Source organism: Guptibacillus hwajinpoensis, from assembly GCF_001039475.1.
Classification (GTDB): domain Bacteria; phylum Bacillota; class Bacilli; order Bacillales; family Guptibacillaceae; genus Guptibacillus; species Guptibacillus hwajinpoensis.
The window spans coordinates 786,471-809,888 of record NZ_LELK01000004.1 but is presented as its reverse complement, the minus strand read 5'-3'; the positions used below and the strand labels follow the sequence as shown (position 1 = coordinate 809,888).

The following is a 23,418-nucleotide window of genomic DNA, read 5'->3' as shown; positions in this document are numbered from 1 at the left end:
ATTTATTCTCTAGCGGTTTTTTTATTGTCATAGAGATGCGCTTCAAGTTGTTCACGAATGTGCTCAGGAATCGGTTCACTTTTCTGAACATCGAAATGATAATTCACATATGTAGCGCGTCCCTTAACACATACGGAATCCCCTTGGTGAATTTCCTCATACACCTCAAAGCTTTTGTTACCAATCCGACTGATCCACGTCTTAACCGTAACCACTTTCCCATAATAGAGCTGGGCAAGATATTCCACATTCATTTTCAATAGAACGCAATGCCAATCATGAAACGCTAGATCGGGATTAAACATACGAAAAATATCATCCCGACCTGATTCAAACCATACTGGTATAACCGTATTGTTAATATGCCCGGCCCCATCTGTTTCAGAAACGCGGGGCTCAATAACTTTCTCAAACATAACGTCACTCCTTTTTACTATGTATTCGTTATCACTATAAACCTTCCCTTTTTCAAAACGTAAAGAGCTTCCAGGTGCATAACCTGGAAGCTCTAACGTGGTGTCTATGATTGATATTGTTCTTCGTTAATAAATTGCTTGAAGTTCACATCCGCTTTCTCTCCAAGCGTATTTCCTAACTCCTCATCCGCTTGATAGAAGTTAGCAATCGCTCGTCCAACAATTGCTCGATCTTCTATACCATCGAAATCATTCATTAAGTTCTTGATTAACGTCTCTTTCGTATTCTGATCCCAACTGCGATAAATACGTCCAGTCTGACCGAAATGGTTTACTTTATCGATTACTTGACGTCCAGCTTGACCAGAAACTGGCTGCATAGCGTCTTCATAACCTGGCACTTCAGAAGGAGCACCAGAAGCACTATTTGGCTCATAGTTAACATGACCCATATCTTTATTGTCGTTCATGCTTCCTTCTTGCTGATAGTTGTTCACTTTAGTCTTTGGTTTATTAATATCCAATTGAAGGTAGTTTGTACCGACACGATGGCGCTGTGTATCAGAATAAGAGAACAAACGACCTTGTAGCAACTTATCTTCTGAAGGAAGCATACCCGGTACTAGTACACCAGGATTAAAGCTAACTTGCTCGGTTTCAGCAAAGAAGTTATCTACGTTACGGTTAAGTGTCATTGTACCGACAAACTCCCATGGAACGTCCTCTTCAAGCCAGTCTTTCGTCGCATCAAGTGGATTGAAGTCAAAGTTATTCAATTCGTCTGGGCGAAGAACCTGTATATATAGATCCCACTCAGGAAATTCTCCTTTTTCAATGGCATTATAAAGATCACCCGTCGCATGATTAAAGTCCATCCCCTGAACTTTTTCAGCTTCTTCAAGCGAAAGGTTCTTAATACCATCTTTCGGCTGCCAGCGTTGCTTCACGTAGAATGTCTCGCCATCTTCATTAAACCACTTAAACGCATGGACGCTCGATCCGCGCATGTTACGGTAAGTTGCCGGAATTCCTTCATCTGTGAACAGGTGCATCGCCATGTTCGTTGTCTCTGGGGAAAGTGAAAAGAAATCCCAGTAGCGTGCAGGATCTTGAATATTTGTAACCGGATCTGGTTTTAATGAATGAATAACATCCGGGAATTTAATCGCATCGCGAATAAAGAAGATAGGCAACGTGTTTCCTACGAAATCATAGTTTCCTTCTTCTGTATAGAATTTAATAGAAAAGCCACGTGGGTCACGCGCTGTTTCGGGCGAATGCTTCCCATGAATAACTGTTGAGAAACGAGCGAATAGCTCCGTTTCCTTTCCTTCTTCTTGAAGAAATGCAGCTTTTGTATATTTTTTCATGCTATTTTTCGTTACAAAAACACCGTGAGCGCCTGCTCCTCGCGCATGAACGACGCGTTCAGGAATACGTTCTCTGTCAAAGTGAGCAATTTTTTCAAGTAATTGATAGTCTTCTAAAAGTGTTGGACCATTCTGCCCGGCCGTTTTTGAATTCTGATTGTCTGAGATCGGTACACCTTGATTGGTCGTGAACTTCTTTTTGTTTTGATCGTCCATGCAAAACACTCCTTATTATATAGATATTCCCTGCAGAAAATAATGCAGGAAAAGTAATCCTTAGTCACTTAGGATATGTTCCCAGAAGCTACCATTCGTAAACTTGAATTTGAATAATAATAGATAGGAATTTATATGAAAAGAAAACAAATGTTCTCGTTTTTCTTTTCGATTCACTTAGACTATAATGAGGAAGGAAGCATCCTACTTAATCACAAAGGAGAGTGAAGTAAATGAAGCACCATCCTATTCCCTATTTCTCATTTGAAGGAACAGCGCGTGAAGCATTAAATTATTACAAAGAAGTATTTGAAGGTGAGATTACTGATATCCAAACGTTTGGTGAGGCAGATTTCGAATCTCCACCTGAACTCGATGATCATATCATGCATGCTCGCTTCAAAAAGGACGACCTCTTTTTCATGGTCTCAGACGTATTCTTGAATCAGAAAGTGACTGTCGGTAACAACATCTCACTAGCTCTCGAACTTGATAGTGAAGAAGAAATCCAAAAGCTATACTCTCGTCTAAAAGAAAAAGGAACAGTGTACATGGAGCTTCAAGATACATTCTGGGGAGCAACATTTGCTAAAGTGAAGGATGCATACGGTGTAATTTGGGATCTAAACTACGAAAAAGCGAAATCTAAATAAGGTATTTGAGTCTGTCACGGTGGTGGCAGGCTTTTTTGGTGGGTGGATTTAAGGGAGGGGTGGTGGGGACGGTGAGAGGGGGCGAAATAGTGAGATATCCGCGAAATATTGAATATATCCGCGAAATTTTCTTTTTATCCGCGAATTCGGATGATATATCCGCGATTTTTCAAATATATCCGCGAAACCTTAAAGTTGATGTATTTCGAGCAAATACCGCCTACCTTTGTTTGCACCACTAAATTCGAGATTCATCGATTTTAATAGTCTTGTAGCCGCATCCTCTGAACTTAATTCCAGGAATCCTCTCAACTCTTGATTCGTAATCTCCTTTGAAATAAGCAGTGCATAATCATTTATAGCTTTTAAATGAGCATTCTTAGAAGCAAATGAGCAACTCTCACAAAACCACTTTCCATGTACTCTTAGCATAGGCAACCGCGCACAACCTGAACACTGAACACCAACTAACAAATCAGCAACGGGAATAGAAAACTGTTTTAATATATCCCGGTCAAGAGGATCATGTTGTTTTACTAAAAAGCGACCTAATTTACGTACTTCTTTCATCGTTAGAATCTCAATAGGATACCGTTTATCAATAGATCTAACTTTTGTAGGCAAATACTCACTACGAATCACTTTAGAAGTGATAGCATCGATTTCATGAGTGGCTTTCAAGACCGTGCTTCGATTACTTATTACAATCAATGTTTCAATTGGAATTTTGCGTAACTTTAATTTTGATAAAAAGAGTTGAAGCTGGTATCTCTGTCTCTCGACTTGTGTAAGAGGATCTGGGAAAGCTTCTTCTTTTGTATTAGAAATACGAATCATTTGATTAAAGTTCGGATCAAACATTAAAGTTCCTGAAATGTTCTTCACTTCAATAATTAGAATATAGTGTTGAGAGATCACGAGCGTATCAATTTGAAAGTGGTGGGCGCCATCGTATAAACGCAAATCATGATAGATCATAAACCGTTTCTCTTCTAAAAAGCTAAGTGGGAAACCTATTGATTTTTCACCATAAAATCCTGCGCTATACATTTTCAGTTGTTCTTTCACTTCTTCATATCGGTTGTGATAAGGCGGCAGTCGACGCAATAGTGCGTCCATCTTGAGGAGGTTAAGCGGGGCATCATGTAGCTTTCCAATCAATTCATTTATCGCTCCTTTTTCAGTTCTTCCTTCCTCTTCTCCTCTCCCTATCCAATTCCCTTCTCTCCCCCTCACAAAAAACCAGCTCCCCAAAAAAAGGAAAGCTGGCTGAACTCTTCTCTTCTATTCTATGCTCTACTCAATATCCAGATCCGTTACCGCACCTTTTGCAGATGAGGAAACGAGTCTTGCGTATTTTCCTAGGATGCCTGTTTTGTATCTTAGCTCGGGTCTAACCCACTCTGCTCGGCGTCTTTCTAGCTCTTCGTCGGAGACGGCGAAATTGATTTGTTGTTTGTCGCTATCAATTGTAATGGTGTCTCCTTCTTTTAATAAGCCAATTGGTCCGCCGACGAACGCTTCTGGCGATACGTGGCCGATTACGAATCCGTGTGAACCGCCTGAGAATCGGCCGTCCGTCATAAGGGCTACCTTACCGTTCAATCCTTTTCCTACAATCATAGATGTGATGGAAAGCATTTCTGGCATACCTGGTCCGCCTTTTGGACCAACATTGCGGATAACGAGAACGTCACCTTCTTTAATATCATCGGCTTCAATCGCTGCTGTCGCTTCCGCTTCGTTATTATAGACACGAGCAGGTCCTTCGAAACGACTGATCTTCTGACCGGACATTTTCGCAACAGAACCTTCTGGAGCTAGATTACCACGAAGCACGACAAGTGGACCGCTTGCTTTAATTGGATCGTTTAGAGAACGAATGATTTCCTGTCCTTCTTTTAATGAAGGTGCTTCTTCCAAATTCTCTGCAACTGTTTTCCCTGTTACTGTTAGACAATCACCGTGAAGCAATCCATGTTCATGAAGAAGCTTCATTACAGCTGGAACACCGCCAATTTCATAAAGGTCCTGCATCACGTATTTACCACTTGGTTTCATGTCTGCGATATGTGGCACGCGCTCACGAACACGCTCAAAATCATCAAGCGATAAATCGACACCCGCTGAATGAGCCATCGCTGTTAGATGTAGGAAAGCATTTGTTGACCCACCAAGCGCCATGACGACTGTGATCGCATTCTCAAAAGCTTCTTTTGTCATGATATCGCGAGGATAAATGTCTTTTTCAAGAAGATTCACGACAAGTTCCCCAGCTTGGCGACATTCTGACTCTTTGTAATTATTTACTGCTGGTGTTGATGAAGAGCCAGGGATACTCATACCGAGCGCTTCAACTGCTGAAGCCATTGTGTTTGCAGTGTACATTCCACCGCACGCTCCAGCACCTGGACAGGCATTGCATTCGACTTTGTGAAGTTCTTCGTCATTTATTGTGCCAGCTTTATATTGTCCAACGGCTTCAAAAGAAGAGACGATATCGATGTCATTGCCATTTAATTTTCCAGGCTGAATGGTTCCACCGTATACATAGACAGATGGGATATTCATGCGCCCAATTGCCATTAAACAGCCTGGTGTTGTTTTATCACAGCCACCAATTGCAACGATGCCGTCTAAGCGCTCGGCATTTGTCACGGTTTCGATGGAGTCAGCGATGATTTCACGACTCGGTAGTGAATAGAACATTCCTTCATGTCCCATGGCGATGCCATCAGAAACTGTAATCGTGTTAAAGATCATCGGCGCGCCACCATTATCCTTCGCTCCACTCTTCGCCTCGCGAGCAAGCCCATCAATATGTACATTACACGGCGTAACTTCACTCCATGTACTTGCAATGCCAATCATTGGTTTCTTGAAATCCTCATCAGTAAACCCAACAGCTCGAAGCATGGAGCGGTTTGGAACACGGTTTACTCCTTCACTGATCACTTTGCTTCGAATACGTAAGTCTTTCTTTCCTTCCATTCCAATCACCCTTCCAAGTCGCATATGAAATTAGATAATTTACTCAATTCAAAATTTATATTCTTTGATGATACTAGTTTTCACACGTTAACGCAAACAATTATCAGAAATTTTATTTCACAACCAATAATTACATGTATGCGATTGTATAAAGAGTACTTTCACCATAACCGTTACACGTGTAGTTGAACTTGTAGAAATGGAGCAGAGGTTACAGCTTTTGTAGAAGGAAATCCTGGCAACTTATTTAAGCTCGCAAAACCGCTTATGAAGAAAATGGTACAAAAATCTGTGACTAACGATTATAGAAATCTAAAAAAGTTGTTAGAGAAATAACAAACAAGCCGGTCCCCATAGGTACCGGCTTTTACTTATATCATTTGAATCACGCTATCGAGAAGATGAAGAAGCCATCAGGTGTGCTGCTTTCGAATTATAAGGTTCCAGGTTCGAACGTCTTACAATCCGTTTCTTCACTATTGCTAGCTTGTTTTCCTTTATGGCTAACAACGAATATTTCATCAGCACCGCATTTCTGGCCGTTACGGTTGTGGACACAGTTTGCAACTTCACACAATACATCCAATGCCATCCCCTTCACCTCCTTAGTCTTAGCTTGCCCACTCTATAGGACACCATACCACTATCCAATAAACAATCGCATAAAAGACGATTACTGTTCGTGGTATGATAATAAAAAAAGATCAAGGTAGTGAAACAATGTGGAGAAATAAAAATGTATGGATTTTGCTTATTGGAGAATTTGTGGCAGGTCTAGGGTTATGGCTCGGAATTATAGGTAATCTTGAATTTATGCAGGAAAAGGTTCCATCTGACTTTATGAAATCTGTGATTTTGGCTGCAGGGTTATTAGCAGGGGTCGCGATAGGACCGCTTGCAGGAAGGGTGACTGATCAGCATAAGAAGAAAACGGTCATGCTTGTAGCAGGTTTCGCCCGAACAATTAGTGTCGTTTTTATGTTAATTGCGATCCAAACTGATTCAGTGTTATGGATGGTGGTGTTTCTTGTCATGATTCAAGTATCTGCCGCTTTCTACTTCCCTGCTTTACAGGCTGCGATTCCGCTTGTTGTGAAAGATCATGAACTATTGGAAATGAACGGTGTACACATGAATGTAGCAACATTGTCACGAATCCTCGGGACAGCTGTTGCAGGTATTTTTCTCGTTATGATGTCGTTATCGATGATGTATGTTGTTTCATTAGCAGCTTACTTATGTTTAGTTATTATGACATTCTTCATTCAAATTGATGAAGATCAAGATCAGAAGCAAAGCGCTTCGAACAATCGCGGTGGGTTTAAAAATCTATTTCCGATCGTTAAGCAGCTGCCGATCGTAACGATGACACTTATCATGACAATGGTGCCGTTATTATTTATCGGTGGCTTCAATTTAATCGTTATTAATATTAGTGAAATTCAAGACAGTTCGTTAATAAAAAGCTGGATCTACACAGCAGAAGGTCTTTCATTCATGATTGGCGCGTTCACAGTTAAGCGATTATCGAAGCACATGTCACCTTATACGATCTTATTCCTTTTCTCATTTATCATCGGATTATCACAGCTCTTATTATTTTTTGCGTCCAGTCCAGTGTTAGCAATCATCGCATTTGTCACGTTTGGTTTCTCTGTCGGATGTTTCTTCCCAACCGCTGCGACCATCTTTCAAACAAGAGTTCCAAAAGAATATCACGGTCGATTCTTCTCGTTTCGAAATATGCTTGACCGGATCATCTTCCAGGCTGTTCTTTTACTCACAGGATTGATGCTAGACTTAATTGGCTTACAAGCAATGGCGATCGTTTTTGGGGTAGTATCACTTACCATCACGATAACGTTCTTCTCAAAGTACCGTCGAAGCAATACTTCTGAAATTGTAAATGTGAAAGCAGGGTAATCAATAAAGGAACTTTTTAATAAAGAACACACTTAGCTTATTGGAGCGGAAGGATGTTCGACTCCTGCGGGACTAGCGGGACAGGTGAGACCCCGCAGGAGCGTGAGCGACGAGGAGGCTCAAGTGTCCCGCCCCGCGGAAAGGGAGCATCCTCGAGCGGAAATCCCCCTACTCTTATAGCAAGATGTATACGAAAAAAGCCTTAAAAAATGATATAAGTTTTAATTAACCAATCGCTTATCGTTTGTATAGAATACTATAGGACGACTATAGAGTAGGCGATTCGGTATGGATAATGAAGTAAAAGCAGTATTTGGTTCTTGGGTTCAGGCAATCGGAACCATTTTATCAGCAATTGGAAGCACGCCGATAAAAGAACTGAGCACAGACCTCCTTGATAGCCTTAACTTAATCGGTAACGTTATGCAGGGAACAGGCAATGCTCTAATTGCCGATACAATAGAAACTGAAACGCTAGATAAATTAGGGAATCAGATTCAGGCTGTTGGTAACTCCACTGTCATTACTGGTATATTAATCGACTTTACTAACGATGTGAAACAAATATTAAATATTGATGGAAACTGGCTTCAAGCGCTCGGTGGGGGTGTCTCCCTTGCGGATGCGTTAGGTGGGGAGCGTTCAACAAGTGCACTCTACTCAATCTACGGAAACTTATTACAGGCTATTGGTAACTCCCTACAATCAATATCAGGCATTAAAGAACTTCAAGGTAAAGAAGGGCAAGAACTAAATGTAGTCGGAAGCTGGATTCAAGCTGTTGGATCGGTTATTTCAGCTATTGGGCAAACAAAATATCCATAAGAAACCCCTGGACTTCACGCCAGGGGTTTCTTCGTTTATCTTAATGGCTCTTTTCTAAAAGATTGTTGTTTTTTGAACAAATAGTGAGATAAATCACACTCAGTGATTGGAGCAGAATGAGGCTCATCGCCCGCCACACGGAAAATGGGTGTGTGGCAAATCGACTACAGGTTTTTTTCTCCTCAAAGTAGTGTCTAACCAAATTGGACACATGTTCGTTTAAGAGAATATAGTCAGGTGCCCTTCCACCTGGAATCATTAATCCGTCGTATTTAGACGGATCGACATCACCAAAAGAACCGTAAGCATCTACTTGTTCTAATAGTTACGATTACTACTGAAGTAAAGCGTGAACATCTTCCATAATTTTATCGTTATCAACATTCTGTTTAATTGTTGCCATATCATAGATCCCCCGTATTTGTTGCTTTCCATCTACTAAATACATATTCGTACTATGTGTTACAAAGCCATCATCCATCTTCTTAGCAACCATGTTAAACGTAGTAGTCACTTCTTCGATTTTCTCTTTTGAACCAGATAACCATTTCCATCCTTGAACGTCCGCATCATATAAAAGTGCGTACTCTTTGATTTTTGCAAGATCGTCCACTTCTGGATCAAGCGTAATCGCTACAAGTTCTACTTCTGTCTCGAATAAGCCCTCTTCCTTTAAAGTGGTTTGCAATTCCTTCATATCAGAGAGAGTTAATGGACAAATATCCGGACAATTCGTATAAAAAAAGCTTATAATTTTCACTTTTGAGTTATCTAACTGATAGGTCTCTTCTTCGGTCGAAATTAATTCAAATGAATTAACCTTTTTGATCACTGGTAATTCATCTTGTGGCCAAAAAAAATAAACTAAGCAAAACCCTAATAGGAATAGAAACAAATAAATCATTTTCCTCATTTGCTCCGCCCCTCCCTTAGTAGTAAACGTATGAACAACTGTAGTGAATGAGAACAGAATAGATTCTCATTATCCAATTGTTTGTAAATTACTTATTTAAAATCATGATAATGAACCAAGCACCTAATTGAAGTTCACATAAGCTATTAGTGGTGAAACAGATTGGGGGGTATTAGATGGATTATCATGCTAACGGCGAGTATTGTATGTGTGATGAGTATTGCGTTTGTGAAGAATATTGCAATTGCGATGAATACAACTTTTGCACTTATCCACAGGCTGATTTATGTCATGCCAATCAGAAGGTTAAAAGTAAGAGGAAGTGGAGATCCTCTTCACTCTTTGACGAACCTGTAAAAAGACCTAGATCTACAAGGAGAAAGTATCGTTAAAATTATTATTCAATAAAGGTGATTCCATTTAAATAAATGGCTATGTTAATGAACAGTGTTGATTTTTGGCTCATTTACGCCCTGTTGTGACAAATCGATCAATCAACATTATGAGCTAACTTAGCTAGATAAATAAAACAAAAATAGAGGAGGAATAGAATTGAGTTGTTCTTATGATTCAAATTGCCCAAAATGTAGAAAACCTTATTATGATAAATACCATAGTCGGTACGATAGACATTCAAAATGCGATCGTTTTATTTGTGATGATCGATTTAAAGTTCGTTTAGGTGGTTTACAAAGTGGATTGAATTTCCGGCTTCGTCAACTTATTGACTGTGAAGTTAAATTAACAGTTGAATGTGGTGGAGAGTGTGAAGAGGTTATTGCGAAAATTTGTTTTGTTGGCAGTGACTACGTAGAGATTAGAAAAGTAGATTCTGACCCAGGTGATGAATGTGAAGTAAATAAAAAAGACACATTTATTATTCCAATAAAGAACATTAGCGGAATAAAAGTTAATAATTGCTGCAGATGCGATTGTGATTGCAACTGCAAATAAAGATTATAAAGAAAGTATGCTTAATTAAGCATACTTTCTTTGACTTTTTACTTCTTTAATTCAATAAAACATAGATCACCAAACGAAATAAGTTGATTCTCTTCTTCTATACATAGAACGAGTGAACTTTTGTCTACACATTTTAATATCCCCTGATTTTTTTTATTTCCTATATGAACAACTAGATCTTCATTAATGAACCGCAACAAATATACCGCTAAATCTAAACCATAGAATAGTTGGATTAACTCAGGTGAACCAGAGACAATTGAACCGAAGTCTGTTGTAAGACATTTACGAAAAAGAGGACCAATATCAAGTAGCGCTGGCTCATGAATGGGCTTAGCAAATCGATTGTTAGGATAGATAAAACAAATACTTTCATAAGGAACTAATCGTTCTTTTTCATCTGATTTCAATGAACAAAAGTTGGTGCCTGCTAGAAATACTCGACCTGTAACGGTTAAAGTGTCTTCCTCTCCCTCTTCCTCTTCCTCTTCTTGAACCTCACATTCGTTCTCACAATTTAATTTCAACTCTACAACCTGACCTATTAACCCTTTAAACGCTTCACTGAACGATTCATCTAGAGTCCTTTCTCCGGATAACGCCAAATCTAACAGTAATTCATTCGCTTCTTTAATCTCAGCTTCTAGTTTTTCTAGAACATCTTTAGGTAAACAACTATTTGGTGATGGGAATTGTTCCTTTTTGCATTCCTTTGAACGTCTTGACTTTGCTTTCTTTTTCTTCCCCAAAAAAGGTGACCTCCTTTACCACTCCCCAAAATAGAACAACCGCCGTATACTCTATTTTTCCAAAGGGGGTAAGTGTGCCTGTATCGCATCATAAACTCGCATTATCCCCCATATTCCCTGTTCGAGATCCCAGCGGATATTGCCAGAACGATACATATAATCTCCTGAGAGGTTATAGAAACTACCAGCACCATAATGCAAAGGTAAGTCAGCAGTGAATCCTGTTACGATTCCAGGTGAGAATGACCTAATTTGTGAAGATAAATCCGTATCATCTGAGTTCCAATAGTGACCATGAAGGTGGAACCCATGGGCACGTCTTCTTTCCGAAGGATTTAATAATCGTATCGTAATAGGATCTCCCTTGTAGGCTTCAAGCAATGGAGTTGAAGGGTCTCCATGTACGTTTGAACTAAACAAATCCTTCAATACTGCACGTTTAGTATAGCGATTAATCAAACGCTCAGTACGATAATTAAACCCTCTCGATCCATTATCATACGTATCAACAAGATCTTCATCGATTTCATCAAGAAGAAGAATTCCATCAACTGGATCGACAATTAGTTGTTTTGATTTATCCACCAATCTTGCACCGTCATACATAATGAGGACGAATTCTCTTGTAACAGGAAGTAGTGGATTTACTACGATCACTTGAGCTCCGCTATTGACTGGCTGAAGGGTATAAGGGTCATAATACTTTGTTCCTTTTGGTTCAGCGATGAAAGCTCCATATGTTCCAAGGGACCGATGATTTCGAATATCGGTCATATCCCACATACCACATGTACCAACTGGGTTATCCACATACCACCGATACGTAACGGTTTCATTCGGACCTGCTGTTTGATCTGGATTAAATCCTACTGTTTCTCCAGAAGATGTTTTAATATCGTAATCAATTAACTGAGGATGAAGTGAAATTCGAACCGATGGTGGATAGAATGCCTGTTCTTTAACTGGTGGATATGGCCAAATACCATCGAGAAATGGAAATTGATTAAAATTTAAGAAACTCGTTAAGTGAACTTCAACCTCGTCTCCTACATTTGCTCTTATAATAAGCGGTTCTGGATCCTTATAACCTTTTAGAATATCATTCATGTCTTTTTCTAACGCGAATACAATCCCAAATGGATCACGTTCACCAAAATGGCTATATAGAATAGGAATTTGAAAAGCGACAATTTCAAAGCGCTTTAAAGGTGCATTAGATGGAGCAGCGCTTTCAATCACACTCGGTGGAGCCGGCGGACACCCAGTACATTCAGGTAGGGGCTGCGTTCGCTTCGGTGGTGGGTCTCGATCTTGAAGTGGTATGAGGAAATCAACTTTTTCGTCATACGCACGAATTAAGCCCCACAACCCATTCCATAAGTCCTCCTCCGTTTCAAATGTCCACAAATAATCTCCTGAGTTCTTTGCGTATGTCTCAAATGTAAACGATTCTGAAATGGCAATATGCTGTTGAGAATCAAATCGTGATTCTACGTCAGGTCTTTCTGTCTTCCACCTTAGTCCATGAATATTAAAGCTATGTGACTCTTCTTGAGCACCTTGCAATAAACGAATGCGCAACGAATCACCTTTGTAACAATGAAGAATAGGCGTAACTGGATCACCATTAACAAAGGAACTAAATGAATAAGCAGGATCACATTCAGGACTATTTAGACGAAATTGGAGTGGTTCACATTTATAATTCACCCCGAACAATCCTGGATCATCAGGCGAACTTGGATACTCTGGTGGATTGAGAGGACATCCATCTTGATCATAGATAAGTGCAAAGTCATGGACCATTAATGTTAGGTCTCGATAATCTGGAATAAGAGGCTGCGTCGCAGTAACCTGTGCTCCGCTATCAACTTCTTTGCCTGAACATGAATCGAGAAGCTTGGTGAACCTAGGATGAACAACGCCTGATCCAAACAACCCATGCTGCTGATGATAATTGGCAAACAAATGGTCGTGAAAAAACCATGCTTTTAATTCAACATCAGCAAAATATTCGTATCTAATTGTTTCTCCTGGTAAAACACTTGAGTCATAGTTCCATCCCACATTCGCACCATCGTTTACCAATACATCAAATTTCACGAAGTGGATATGCATACCTACCTCATATGTCCGCGTAACTAACTGAAAAACATCGCCATCTGCTACATGTGGAAGGCGATTCGTGAAATTAATTCTAATACACGTTCCTGCTGTCATGTGAATAATGAGTGGTTCTGGTTCTTTCCTTCCTGCACATATATCTTCAATATCTTCATCTTTCACAAAAATCCTACCTTTTGGATCATTCCAACCCTGACGGTTGTAGATAAGAGGCAATTGAATAACTGATATATTAAACTCTTTCACAACTGGTGCATCCGCTACGGCACATGGGTCGGCAAATACGGCGCCAGGTCTTGGATTTCTCACCGCAGCATTCTTTTCTAATTCTGTTAAACCTCTTCCACCAACAATTCCGAGTGGTGGTCTTGGTGCCTTGCATCCTACTTTACCTGGAATAAAATTAGGGAATCCTGGTCTTTTTTTCGTCGGAGAAGGGGGTCTAGGACGATCAGGTAGTGGTTGAAGAGCATCAATCCGTTCTCCATTTGGATAGCATTGACTCCCATCCTGAAGCGTGTCAAATATTCGATTCATCCCCCACATACCAACAGCAAAATGTGGATAAAGATGACAGTGTATAATCGCATCGCCTATTGCTCCTTGTAGACTTCCTAGTCCATAAAATGGCTTAATATCGTACCATGTTTGAGGACTGATTGCCTGTGAATCAAAGATCTCTGAATCCTGGTTTGTAGGATCATCAAACCATTGATGGACATGGTAGTGAAAAGCATGAGTTTCTTTAACGCCACCATGAACGATTCGTATCGTCGCTGGATCTCCAACATACCCTCTTAGAATTGGAGATGCGGGATCTCCAAACACCCATGAGTCATGGTGGACTTCCTCCCCATCGCAATCTGGACATACCACTCCTTCGTCAATCAGTTTTTTCCGATTCTCAAGTGGTTCGTATCGATAGTTAATAGCATGAGTCGACTCTCTTTCCTGATTCGTAACAGGATCGAGAGGTTTATTACCAGTTAAATCCACAGTAGGCATTTCATCATGAAATATCCAAGCATATTCGCGAAAAGAAGGTAGAAAGGGATGGTGGATATCCGCATACATTCCGCTTTCAATACATCCCCCTGTTATCGGATCTGTCCATGAAGATCCTCTTGATTGAACAAATAACGCTCCAAATAATCCGTTAATATTTGATCCCTGATCACTACTAGCAGGATTACCTAAATCCGAGAAAAAATAGACACCCTGATGATAGGCGGTTATCTGGTACAGTGTTTGTTCGCCGCAATCTACTAGTGTATTCTCGTTAAATCCAACATTCGCCCCATCCGAAGTTTGAACATCATAATCTGCTTCCTGAAAATTCATTCCCGTAGCAAAAGGGAGTTGGTTTTCAAAAAGGATTTCTACTTCATCCCCCTCATTCGCACGAATCACTAGTGGCTGAACTAAGTCGACTGGACTAAATGGATGCTTCTCTACCAATTCTTTTACTTTACATTCATTTTCTTTGAGCACATACATCATGCCATTTGGATTGTAGTCACCAAAATGATTAAGAACAATCCGAATGGGAATGGCAACGACATGATAACAACGTTTCATTCCTCACCACTCCTAATTTTTAATCTCCGTCTCTTAACTCAGGAATTCGTGGCCCTTCACCATCTTCAATATAGAAAACCTCTATATCATGAATATGAATATACCAGTCCCTGTCTTCTAATTGAGAAATACTCGTTGTCTCTACATCAACAACCACATAGTCATCAATGACCTCTATAATAACTCCTATAAAAACAAATGGAAAAGAAGAACATAAGATTATCGCTTTTCTTCCTACTTCATCTTCAAAGTACTTAATTAACATTTGATCGTGTATATCATTTATGGTAGGAACCTTCACAATATAATCTTCATTATTTGGCACTTAAAATCATTCCACCTCTCTAGTTTAAGTAAGAGGAAATTGTCTGTCACAATCAAAATCCAACGTGAATTGCGAAACTTTTTCTAATGGAACACAAAGGGGCGTCGGAAATTCAAAAAATGGTGCATTTACCATTTTAATAATGACCGGAAATAACTCGATATGACCACGATAAACATCTATCAACTTCCCGCAGAAAATAGGTCGAAACGTTTGCCCGAATAAATTCAATTGATCTGATTCAGTTATAATCAATACCTCTTTCCCCAAATGAGATTTTAACTCTTTATATAACCGATCCTCTTGTTTTGGATGACGTTTACTCTCCACAAACAGACCTCCCTTTTCACTGCTTCATTCTTCATTCCATTACTCACTACCCTTTAGTACTCTTCTAAATAAAAAAGCCGTCACTTGAAAAAAGCGAAGGGTTTTAATAAATTGTATATTTTGCATTTCCACACCATCATCTTTCACCTGAGAATAAAGGGTAAGCTTTCCTTGTTCAGAATTTGTAATCCTTCCTTTCTTCTTGGCCCCATCCTTAATGTGAACATCTACCCAGGAACCTTTCCATGAGCTAAGATTGGTTTGCAACGTCTCTTCATAGAATTGTTGCCGCAAAACTTCTCGTTTTGAAACCGTTTCTCCAAAGTTCCTTAAGAGTTTGGTCCGTAGATCATTGTCATAGATATAATGTTGATGCGAATTGGAATAATTCGGTATACCAAACGGAATATTCGCTCTGTCAATATAGTCATATGGAATCCAAATACGGTCTTTTAGATTTGTAAGCATTACAAAATCTCGCCCAATAGCACTCACCTTCCCTTCTGTGTAGATTTTCTCGTTGACACCAGATCTTGAGTAAACTTCAACCTGTTGGTTCCGTTTCGACTTAAAAAACTTCTTAAGAGTCAAATACTTCCCTTTTAATTCATCTGTACTTGCGATATTTTGCAAATTACTAAGCGACATGTATTCCATAAAAAGCCTAGTTTCTTCTGTAGTGGTTGAAGTCGTCGGAGATGTTAACTGATCATCACTATCTGCAAGATTGTAAAGGTCTTCTGTAATCACTTCTCTTTCACGTTTTTCGAGTAACTCCTTTGTATACTCCGGTAATCGAATCGTTTTATTTTGCTTCATAAGCTTCCCCCATCATTCTAACCTCAGCTATATATATCGAATTCTCTTCACATATATGTCATTCTTTTTCAATACAACTTATTCCACAAGTTAATGTAATGGTTATGTACGAAGGTTTAACTTAATATTATAACGTTATGCGGTGTTTTGATTTGCTCTAGGAAAAAATCGTGTTTCATGGGGGAGGGAGATATTCATTACTATACTTGGTTGGATTTTGTACGGAAATTTCTTAATGATGTCTATTAGTTACTATTATGTAAATAAAAATCGTAAACTAATTGGTTTTCAACTGGGTATGAATATTTCGACCATTATAGGTGGAATGGCTGCAATGACAACTGGTATCCTTTTGATTTACCAATATCCTTTCCACTTTACTTGGATAACCATTATCTCAACCTTAACAGGAATTTTTATTGGAAGTTTATTCGGGGGTATGTTTGATTATCAAACCCTTTTAACAGGCTATGGAAGTGGAATGACGATGGGATTAATGGCACCCATGATTGGAGCATCTGCAAACTTTAGTACATTATTTATTGGACTAGTCGAAGCAGCATTTGGTATATCGTTCATTATCTTGTTTCTAGCCATACGAAATTCATAAAAGAAGGTAATGTAAATGGAGCACTATGTATTAGGATCATTGCTATTTACCTTATTATTAGGCCTGCTACTATTCAGAAAAATGTTTCAATCTCGTAAGTTATTTAGTGATCGATTCGGGATGATTGTAGCAACTACTTACAGCGGTGTATTCAACTTCTCTATTGGAATGCACCTTTATCTTCTGCTGCCTGATTATGCTGAATTCATTAGTTGTGTAGTTGTTGTAATTGGGGGTGGGTCTGGGGTCATAATTGGATCTATCGTCAAGTTCCACTCTGTTTTGGCCGGCTTCTTCCATGGCACAGTCGGAGCGCTAATGGGCATGATGTTAGGAGTAGTCGTCTATAATCCTTCTCTATGTCGCTTGCCAGCGGTTAATGAAGCGATGTTAAATCAGTCTATTATTGTTCTATCCTCCTTTATATCATTCTTAACGGTTTCGACACTTGGGTTACTTTACTACTCCTTTAAAGTATGAACATACCAATGGAAGCGAACTTCAAAACAAAAGCCACCAAATTATGATTTGGTGGCTAAACTTATGACATAATCCCATGAATAAGCCCGAGCAAGGTGAAAACAACAAGGTGATCACCGATAGCCATCAAAAATGCTCTCGTTGACATCAGCCCGAATAATTGATTTTTAAAATATACGATTGAGATCAGCAGGCCGATGACAAAACCTATAGCACCTCCCGTAAGGATGTTGTCAGAACCAGTTGCTTGTACTAGAACAGCTACGAAAAATGAACTAATAAATGCAATGATGACAGCGAAAACATATTTGCCTAAACCTTTACTTTGATTGCTTATAATTTCCTCGTTATGAGCTCCTTTTTTATCAGAAAGTAAAATAGAATAATAAATTCCTCCGTACATCATGTATACGATTGCCCCTATAAGTACTGCTAAATAATTAATTGCTAACATATTGTTACCCCCTATTATTTTGGCTCTATGGCTAAAGCGATCGCCTTTATTTTCGTGACTACTGTTAAAGAAGAATTTTGCTGTTCAAATTGAACTAGTTCAATGGGATTGCCAAGATACTTATAACCACTTCCCGGTAACCAGTAGCTATACAGCTCTGCATAGCATTCAATTAATTTGTTTCGTTCAGCGTAATCAACTGGCTCAGCGAATTCATACAAAACGTGTTTTCCACCTGTAAATTGAGTTACAATCTCATTTTCAAGGTCTTCTGCATTACCTTTCTTTATTTCAATGCAGTAATCATAGCGACTTTTACTTGGTGGTGTAATATATGGATTATTCTTTGGGGTACCAAAGACCATCCCTTGATTGAGCAAACCTCTCGCATTGGCGTAGTGAAAGAATTCTTCCCAAACTTGCGGGATCCCTTCTGTGTATGGTCCTCTACTGTACCTTTTCACAATGGAGCGGTTCGGTAATTCAACTACTTTCACTCTCTCTAACGCCAACCACTTAAATGTAGTATACGTGCTACTGCTACTATTATCTTTCACATTATGGCTCATTTGTTTAGATTTCTTGCTATGATGATATTCTCTCGAAAAATGCTCTAAATAAGCACCCTCTCTCCATTTCTTCGGGCTAACCTGAAAATAGGTGTTAAATGAATACGTAAAATAGGATAGCGATGTGAAACCACACATAAACGCTATCTCTGTAATCGGTATGCCTTGTTCATAGATTAATAAATGGGCAGCTCTCTCGATTCGGAGTCGTTTAACGTAGTTAGCTGGTGTTTCACCAACAATGCCTTTGAACAACTTTTGAAAATAAAAAGACGAATAGGTTGAAACTTTGGAGAGTCTTTCGAGAGGCAGTGATTCCTCTAAATGCTCTTCTATGTATTCTAGTACAAGATAGATCTGTCTTTGTTGATCAGTTCCGTATATCACTGGATAACTCCTTTGTTAATTGCATTTGCGGGTATGTCGTTTCGCTATATTTAAAGTATCGGACTTCGAAGTTGAGATGTTAAGGTCTTCTTTCATTATTAACGATGCACGATAAATCAATACAAAAAAGGATTTGCCTGAGGTGGCAAATCCTTGGTCATTTAGGTATGATCTTTTCGTATATATTGTTGCTGAAAGCGGGAATTAGCTATGTGTGACTTTTTTTCTTTTAAGAACAACAATCACATAGAGAAAGTTTTTAGATATAAAAAAACCACCAAATATGTATTTGGTGGAGACGGTGGGAGTCGAACCCACGTCCAGAAGTATCGGCACTTAAGCTTCTACGAGTGTAGTCGTTATATTATTGTTTCACTACAATTCTGCCTAACGACAGGCGTCTTTGTAGCTAGTCTGGTTAATCTCTTCCAACTTTCCTCAGACGGTGGATTGTTGGCGTATCCCACTTAAGTTGAGTCCCTTACCCTACCACATGGGCGATGGAGGGAGGAACCGCAAAACAGCTTACGCTGCTAGTGCGAAGTTGTTGTTTTCTTTGCCAGTTATAGGCATGGCGTTTTTAACGTAGCTCGCCAACTCGACTCGCGACTTAAGCTCGACCTACCCCTGTCGAATCCGTAACGTCCCCATATAAGAAATGAGAACCGAAAACGGGTAAGCAGTTAAGCTTAGTAATGTGTTTCGGTAATTTTAGTATAACATAAACGAACTTCCAATCAAATGGAAACTATATCCGTTGACGCTCTTTCAATGCTTTATCTACTTCACGCTTCATCGTCTTATCTTTCAGATCCTGACGCTTGTCGTACTTTTTCTTACCTTTGGCAAGACCAAGAAGCACTTTAGCGTAACCATTCTTGATGTAGACTTTAAGCGGAATGACCGTATAACCTTGCTCTTTCGTAAGGCCTATGAGCTTATCAATCTCTTTGCGTTTCATCAACAGCTTACGTGTACGAGTTGGATCGTGATTAAATCGATTGCCCTGCTCATACTCGTTGATGTGCATATTCAAGAGAAAGATTTCACCTTTACGAATGATCGCATGAGAGTCTTTCAGGTTTACGCGTCTTGCCCTGATGGATTTGATTTCAGTACCTTGTAGAACCAATCCTGCTTCGTATGTTTCAATAACTGAATAATCATGTCTAGCCTTTTTGTTTTGTGCAATGAGTCCACCATCACCTTTTGGCATGACCGTCCCCCCTCTCAAACGTCGAACTCCAGTATATCAATTTGGTCAGAATAAGTCAAGATGACTTACTCTGACCGATGACTTGCTTCTTTCTATTTAAGCATTGTTATTTCGACGCTTTTTCTTTTTGTTTTTCGGCTTCTTTTTCGTTCCTTGACCGTCTTTTGGCGGAGAGAACTTTCGCTTTTTAGAGCCGGCATCTGTTGTTTTGTTTGAAGACTTACCGCGTTTTTTACGCTTACCGCCTTCAATAACTTTCGGGGTCTCTCTTCTGCGACGTTCTTTCGGTGGCTTCATACCAACGATCTCAAAGTCAATTGCGCGATCATCAATGTTAACATTCAATACGCGAATCGAGATCTCATCACCGATGCGATAGACATTACCTGTCCGTTCGCCAATCATCGCATAAGCACCTTCGTCATAATGGTAATAGTCATCTGTTAAATAACTAACGTGAACAAGACCTTCAATTGTATTCGGTAATTCAACAAACAAACCAAAGTTCGTTACGCCACTAATGACACCTTCAAACTCTTCCCCAATTTTATCTAACATAAACTGAGCTTTCTTCAGATCATCTGTTTCGCGTTCTGCCTCGACTGCACGTCTTTCCATTGCGGAAGCGTGCTGAGCGATTTCACCTAGCGATTCGTTCCATTTGGAAATCGTCTGATTATCAACCTTCTTCTCGAAGAGGTACGTGCGAATTAAACGATGCACAATCAAATCAGGATAACGACGAATTGGTGATGTGAAATGTGTATAGAAGTCTGTAGATAGTCCAAAGTGACCTAGACTTTCAGGGAAATACTTCGCCTGTTGCATAGAACGAAGCATCACTTTACTAATAACAGCTTCTTCAGGCTCACCTTTCACTTCTTCTAAAAGCTTCTGCAACGCGCGAGGATGAACCGTATTGGCATTCCCTCTCACAACATAACCGAAGTTTGTAATGAACTCGAAGAACGTATTAAGCTTATCCGCATCTGGATCTTCGTGAATACGATACATGAACGGCACTTCCATAAAGTGAAAATGCTGTGCGACGGTTTCGTTTGCGACAAGCATAAATTCTTCAATTAATCGCTCAGCTACTGAACGTTCACGCTGTACAATTTCTTGTGGAGTTCCTTCTTCATCGACAAGGACTTTCGCTTCAGCGAAATCAAAATCAATTGCGCCTCGTTCGAAACGACCTTTACGTAGAATTTCTGCAAGCTCACCCATGCCATCGAAAAATGGTACAAGAGATTTGTAGCGCTCAAGCACTTCATCATCTTCACGCTGAAGGATTTTACGTACATCTGTATAAGTCATTCGTTCATTCGTACGAATGACACTTGGGAAGATCTCATGGTTTACAACTTCACCCTGTGGCGAAATTTCCATTTCACAAGAAATGGTCAAACGATCGACTTGAGGATTTAAGCTACAAATACCATTTGAAAGTCGATGTGGAATCATTGGAATAACGCGGTCTACAAGATAGACACTCGTTCCACGATCAAGAGCTTCCTGATCAATAGGAGAATTCTCTGTTACATAATACGTTACGTCAGCAATGTGAACGCCAAGCTTATAGTTACCGTTTGGAAGCTTCTCAACATTAACAGCATCATCCAAGTCTTTCGCATCGGCACCATCAATCGTAACGATGGTATCTTCACGAAGATCTCGTCTTCCTTCAATTTCTTTCTCATCGATTTGATCTGGGGTTTTATGAGCTTGATCCATCGCAGCTTCAGGGAATTCACCTGGAAGCTCGTGCTTATAGATGATTGATAAAATATCGACGCCTGGATCGTTTTTGTGGCCAAGGATTTCGGTAATACGTCCTTCAGCACTCATGCGACCTTCAGGATATTTGGTAATTTCGACAACTACTTTGTGGCCATCAACAGCACCACCGGTTGAACCTTTTGGAACAAAGATATCGTGAGGGATGCGTTTATCATCAGCAATAACAAAACCAAAGTGCTTGCTATCAGAATACGTACCGACCGTGCGCTTCACACCACGCTCAATAATCCGGATGACTGTACCTTCCGGACGAGTTCCTGATGATTTTTGATGAAGACGAACGATCACGCGGTCGCCATTCATTGCTCCTTCTAAATCACCTTGATTAATGTATACATCTTTCTCACCTGTATCACTATCGGAAATGAGAAATGCAAATCCTTTCGCATGAACCTGAAGCTTACCTCGTACTAGGTTCATCTTCTCAGGAATACCGTAGCGATTGCTTCTTGTTCTAACGATTAACCCTTCATCTTCCAAACCATTTAACGTTTTAACAAATTCCTTAAATTCACTGGAGTCTTTTAGACCAAACACTTCTTCAAGCTCCTGAACGGTAAGAGGCTTGTATGCCTCGTCTCTCATGAAGCTCAATATTTTCTCATAATGTTCTTCTGCCATTGTCTTCCACCTTCTTTCTAGTTAACTAAATTATTACTCTGACCACTCAAGGCCATCTAAAAATGCATGTACATCTTTATGAAGCTGTTCTTTCTCTTTACCAAGCGTGATGGCATGCGTCGAGTTCTCGTACCATTTAAGACTTTTCTCATCCGCTTCAATATGATCGTGAATAATAGTTGCGCTTTCTGTATTGATCATTTCGTCATGACGAGCTTGTGCGACAAATGTTGGTGCATAAATCATATCAATGTTTTCGCGAACGTCGTAGATTAAGTCTCTTAATTCACCAAGCGTGTTCATAGGCGTTTCCTTAAATGCTTCCATTTCCTCTTCAATTTGTTCAGGAGTTTTACGTTCGAATTTCTTATATTCTCTCGCATAGGAGAGGACACCCTGATACATCGTTTCTTCATCTTTCATATCCATTGGAGCGCACATGGGTACGATTCCCTTTACAGGAACAGTATAGCCTAGCTTTAGAGAAAATACGCCTCCAAGAGATAACCCAACAACTGCAATTTCATCATGGCCCATCCCCTTAAGCTTTTCATAGCCATCCATTACGTTTTTCCACCAGTCTTTTGGACCTGTATGTACTAACTCCTCAGGTGGCACACCATGTCCATCATATTGGGGCGCATGACATGTGTAACCTTGCTCCTGTAGATATCTTCCCATCATTCTTACATCAGCTGAATTTCCTGTAAAGCCATGCAACATTAATACCGCGCGATTGCCTCCCTCAAATGTAAATGGCTTGGGTGCAACTACTTTCATGCTGTAATCCTCCTCATAGTGATCCGGTCATAATATTAGTTTTACCTTCAAAAATGCGGTTTATCCTGCCCTTGAAAGTTGTAATGTATCTCTCTTACTATATTTTACCTGTTTGGAACGGAAGGCAAAAGAAATTCGTCTTCTCTCTTCTTTCCCTCTTCTATTCGACAAAAAACCAGCTTTTTGAATTTAGCTTAATCGTTGGTGTCATAGACATTGTTTCTATGGAGAAATGTTAATTTCCGCTCCAGGTGCTCGCTTTCTACGGGACTTGCATCCTTCCGCTCCAATTAGCGTAGTCAG

General features: G+C 39.8%; 23 protein-coding genes, 1 other RNA gene and 1 pseudogene. 7 read left to right on the top strand and 18 right to left on the bottom strand.

The window, feature by feature from the left end; all coding sequences use genetic code 11:
- Nucleotides 1-2: 2 nt before the first annotated feature.
- Both AB986_RS14150 and AB986_RS14145 read right to left on the bottom strand, forming a co-directional pair.
- A complete protein-coding gene (locus AB986_RS14150) occupies nt 3-416 on the bottom strand; it encodes an acyl-CoA thioesterase (RefSeq protein ID WP_048311793.1) in 414 nt (137 codons plus the stop codon).
- Between the two features lie 104 nt (nt 417-520).
- Nucleotides 521-2,002, bottom strand: coding sequence for a catalase (locus AB986_RS14145; protein WP_048311791.1), 1,482 nt, complete (start codon nt 2,000-2,002; stop codon nt 521-523).
- 233 nt (nt 2,003-2,235) lie between these two features.
- Between AB986_RS14145 and AB986_RS14140 the strand changes: the two genes are divergently transcribed.
- On the top strand, nt 2,236-2,655 hold the full coding sequence (locus AB986_RS14140) for a VOC family protein (protein ID WP_048311790.1): 420 nt from the start codon (nt 2,236-2,238) through the stop codon (nt 2,653-2,655).
- A 189-nt stretch (nt 2,656-2,844) separates the two neighbouring features.
- Here the strand turns inward: AB986_RS14140 and AB986_RS14135 are convergent, their stop codons facing one another.
- The 3 genes from AB986_RS14135 to AB986_RS21805 all read right to left on the bottom strand — a co-directional run bounded on the left by AB986_RS14135 (nt 2,845) and on the right by AB986_RS21805 (nt 6,238).
- Entirely contained in the window at nt 2,845-3,891 is a 1,047-nt protein-coding gene (locus tag AB986_RS14135) for a nuclease-related domain-containing protein (protein ID WP_053216193.1), read from the bottom strand.
- A gap of 60 nt (nt 3,892-3,951) precedes the next feature.
- The gene (ilvD, locus tag AB986_RS14130) at nt 3,952-5,646 is read right to left on the bottom strand and encodes a dihydroxy-acid dehydratase (RefSeq protein ID WP_048311788.1); all 1,695 of its coding nucleotides are present in this window, start codon (nt 5,644-5,646) and stop codon (nt 3,952-3,954) included.
- 433 nt (nt 5,647-6,079) lie between these two features.
- Nucleotides 6,080-6,238 (bottom strand): DUF1540 domain-containing protein, encoded by a 159-nt coding sequence (locus AB986_RS21805; RefSeq protein WP_084006564.1) that lies wholly within the window; start codon nt 6,236-6,238, stop codon nt 6,080-6,082.
- A 128-nt stretch (nt 6,239-6,366) separates the two neighbouring features.
- Here AB986_RS21805 and AB986_RS14125 point away from each other — a divergent pair, with 128 nt between their 5' ends.
- Entirely contained in the window at nt 6,367-7,569 is a 1,203-nt protein-coding gene (locus tag AB986_RS14125; protein ID WP_048311786.1) for an MFS transporter, read from the top strand.
- Between the two features lie 288 nt (nt 7,570-7,857).
- Complete coding sequence (locus AB986_RS14120) at nt 7,858-8,394, top strand: DUF6944 family repetitive protein (protein WP_048311784.1); 537 nt, start codon at nt 7,858-7,860, stop codon at nt 8,392-8,394.
- Between the two features lie 40 nt (nt 8,395-8,434).
- Here AB986_RS14120 and AB986_RS21800 read toward each other — a convergent pair.
- Together AB986_RS21800 and AB986_RS14115 are read right to left on the bottom strand one after the other, a co-directional pair.
- A pseudogene (locus tag AB986_RS21800) lies at nt 8,435-8,683 on the bottom strand (DJ-1/PfpI family protein); the annotation flags it as partial.
- A 45-nt stretch (nt 8,684-8,728) separates the two neighbouring features.
- Nucleotides 8,729-9,307, bottom strand: coding sequence for an SCO family protein (locus tag AB986_RS14115; protein WP_048311782.1), 579 nt, complete (start codon nt 9,305-9,307; stop codon nt 8,729-8,731).
- A gap of 162 nt (nt 9,308-9,469) precedes the next feature.
- On the opposite strand from AB986_RS14115, the gene AB986_RS14110 reads away from it, so the two are divergent.
- Together AB986_RS14110 and AB986_RS22110 are read left to right on the top strand one after the other, a co-directional pair.
- Nucleotides 9,470-9,664 (top strand): hypothetical protein, encoded by a 195-nt coding sequence (locus AB986_RS14110; protein ID WP_048311780.1) that lies wholly within the window; start codon nt 9,470-9,472, stop codon nt 9,662-9,664.
- A gap of 195 nt (nt 9,665-9,859) precedes the next feature.
- Complete coding sequence (locus AB986_RS22110) at nt 9,860-10,261, top strand: hypothetical protein (protein ID WP_152670999.1); 402 nt, start codon at nt 9,860-9,862, stop codon at nt 10,259-10,261.
- Between the two features lie 47 nt (nt 10,262-10,308).
- Here the strand turns inward: AB986_RS22110 and AB986_RS14100 are convergent, their stop codons facing one another.
- Genes AB986_RS14100 through AB986_RS14080 form a run of 5 tightly spaced genes read right to left on the bottom strand, consistent with a single transcriptional unit; the run spans nt 10,309 to nt 16,195 of the window.
- Nucleotides 10,309-11,019 (bottom strand): hypothetical protein, encoded by a 711-nt coding sequence (locus AB986_RS14100; RefSeq protein WP_048311777.1) that lies wholly within the window; start codon nt 11,017-11,019, stop codon nt 10,309-10,311.
- A 51-nt stretch (nt 11,020-11,070) separates the two neighbouring features.
- The gene (locus tag AB986_RS14095; RefSeq protein WP_048311775.1) at nt 11,071-14,721 is read right to left on the bottom strand and encodes a multicopper oxidase domain-containing protein; all 3,651 of its coding nucleotides are present in this window, start codon (nt 14,719-14,721) and stop codon (nt 11,071-11,073) included.
- Nucleotides 14,722-14,740: 19 nt separating this feature from the next.
- Nucleotides 14,741-15,046, bottom strand: coding sequence for a hypothetical protein (locus tag AB986_RS14090; protein WP_236690386.1), 306 nt, complete (start codon nt 15,044-15,046; stop codon nt 14,741-14,743).
- Between the two features lie 24 nt (nt 15,047-15,070).
- Nucleotides 15,071-15,376 carry a hypothetical protein gene (locus AB986_RS14085; RefSeq protein WP_048311771.1) on the bottom strand — a complete coding sequence of 102 codons (306 nt, stop codon included), beginning with the start codon at nt 15,374-15,376 and terminating at the stop codon, nt 15,071-15,073.
- Between the two features lie 39 nt (nt 15,377-15,415).
- Complete coding sequence (locus AB986_RS14080; protein WP_048311770.1) at nt 15,416-16,195, bottom strand: hypothetical protein; 780 nt, start codon at nt 16,193-16,195, stop codon at nt 15,416-15,418.
- Nucleotides 16,196-16,430: 235 nt separating this feature from the next.
- Between AB986_RS14080 and AB986_RS14075 the strand changes: the two genes are divergently transcribed.
- Together AB986_RS14075 and AB986_RS14070 are read left to right on the top strand one after the other, a co-directional pair.
- Nucleotides 16,431-16,805: a hypothetical protein gene (locus tag AB986_RS14075; protein ID WP_048312891.1), complete on the top strand. Its 375-nt coding sequence runs from the start codon at nt 16,431-16,433 to the stop codon at nt 16,803-16,805.
- A 15-nt stretch (nt 16,806-16,820) separates the two neighbouring features.
- Nucleotides 16,821-17,285 (top strand): hypothetical protein, encoded by a 465-nt coding sequence (locus tag AB986_RS14070; RefSeq protein WP_048311769.1) that lies wholly within the window; start codon nt 16,821-16,823, stop codon nt 17,283-17,285.
- A gap of 61 nt (nt 17,286-17,346) precedes the next feature.
- Here AB986_RS14070 and AB986_RS14065 read toward each other — a convergent pair whose 3' ends face one another.
- The 6 genes from AB986_RS14065 to AB986_RS14045 all read right to left on the bottom strand — a co-directional run bounded on the left by AB986_RS14065 (nt 17,347) and on the right by AB986_RS14045 (nt 23,115).
- A complete protein-coding gene (locus tag AB986_RS14065; RefSeq protein ID WP_048311767.1) occupies nt 17,347-17,739 on the bottom strand; it encodes a DUF1761 domain-containing protein in 393 nt (130 codons plus the stop codon).
- A 14-nt stretch (nt 17,740-17,753) separates the two neighbouring features.
- Nucleotides 17,754-18,695: an AraC family transcriptional regulator gene (locus AB986_RS14060; RefSeq protein ID WP_236690385.1), complete on the bottom strand. Its 942-nt coding sequence runs from the start codon at nt 18,693-18,695 to the stop codon at nt 17,754-17,756.
- 290 nt (nt 18,696-18,985) lie between these two features.
- Nucleotides 18,986-19,344: a transfer-messenger RNA gene (ssrA, locus tag AB986_RS21795) on the bottom strand.
- Nucleotides 19,345-19,443: 99 nt separating this feature from the next.
- Entirely contained in the window at nt 19,444-19,911 is a 468-nt protein-coding gene (gene smpB / locus AB986_RS14055) for an SsrA-binding protein SmpB (RefSeq protein WP_048311765.1), read from the bottom strand.
- 96 nt (nt 19,912-20,007) lie between these two features.
- Nucleotides 20,008-22,335: a ribonuclease R gene (gene rnr / locus AB986_RS14050; protein ID WP_048311763.1), complete on the bottom strand. Its 2,328-nt coding sequence runs from the start codon at nt 22,333-22,335 to the stop codon at nt 20,008-20,010.
- Nucleotides 22,336-22,368: 33 nt separating this feature from the next.
- Nucleotides 22,369-23,115, bottom strand: a complete 747-nt coding sequence (locus AB986_RS14045) for an alpha/beta hydrolase (protein ID WP_048311761.1) — start codon at nt 23,113-23,115, stop codon at nt 22,369-22,371.
- Nucleotides 23,116-23,418: the final 303 nt, after the last annotated feature.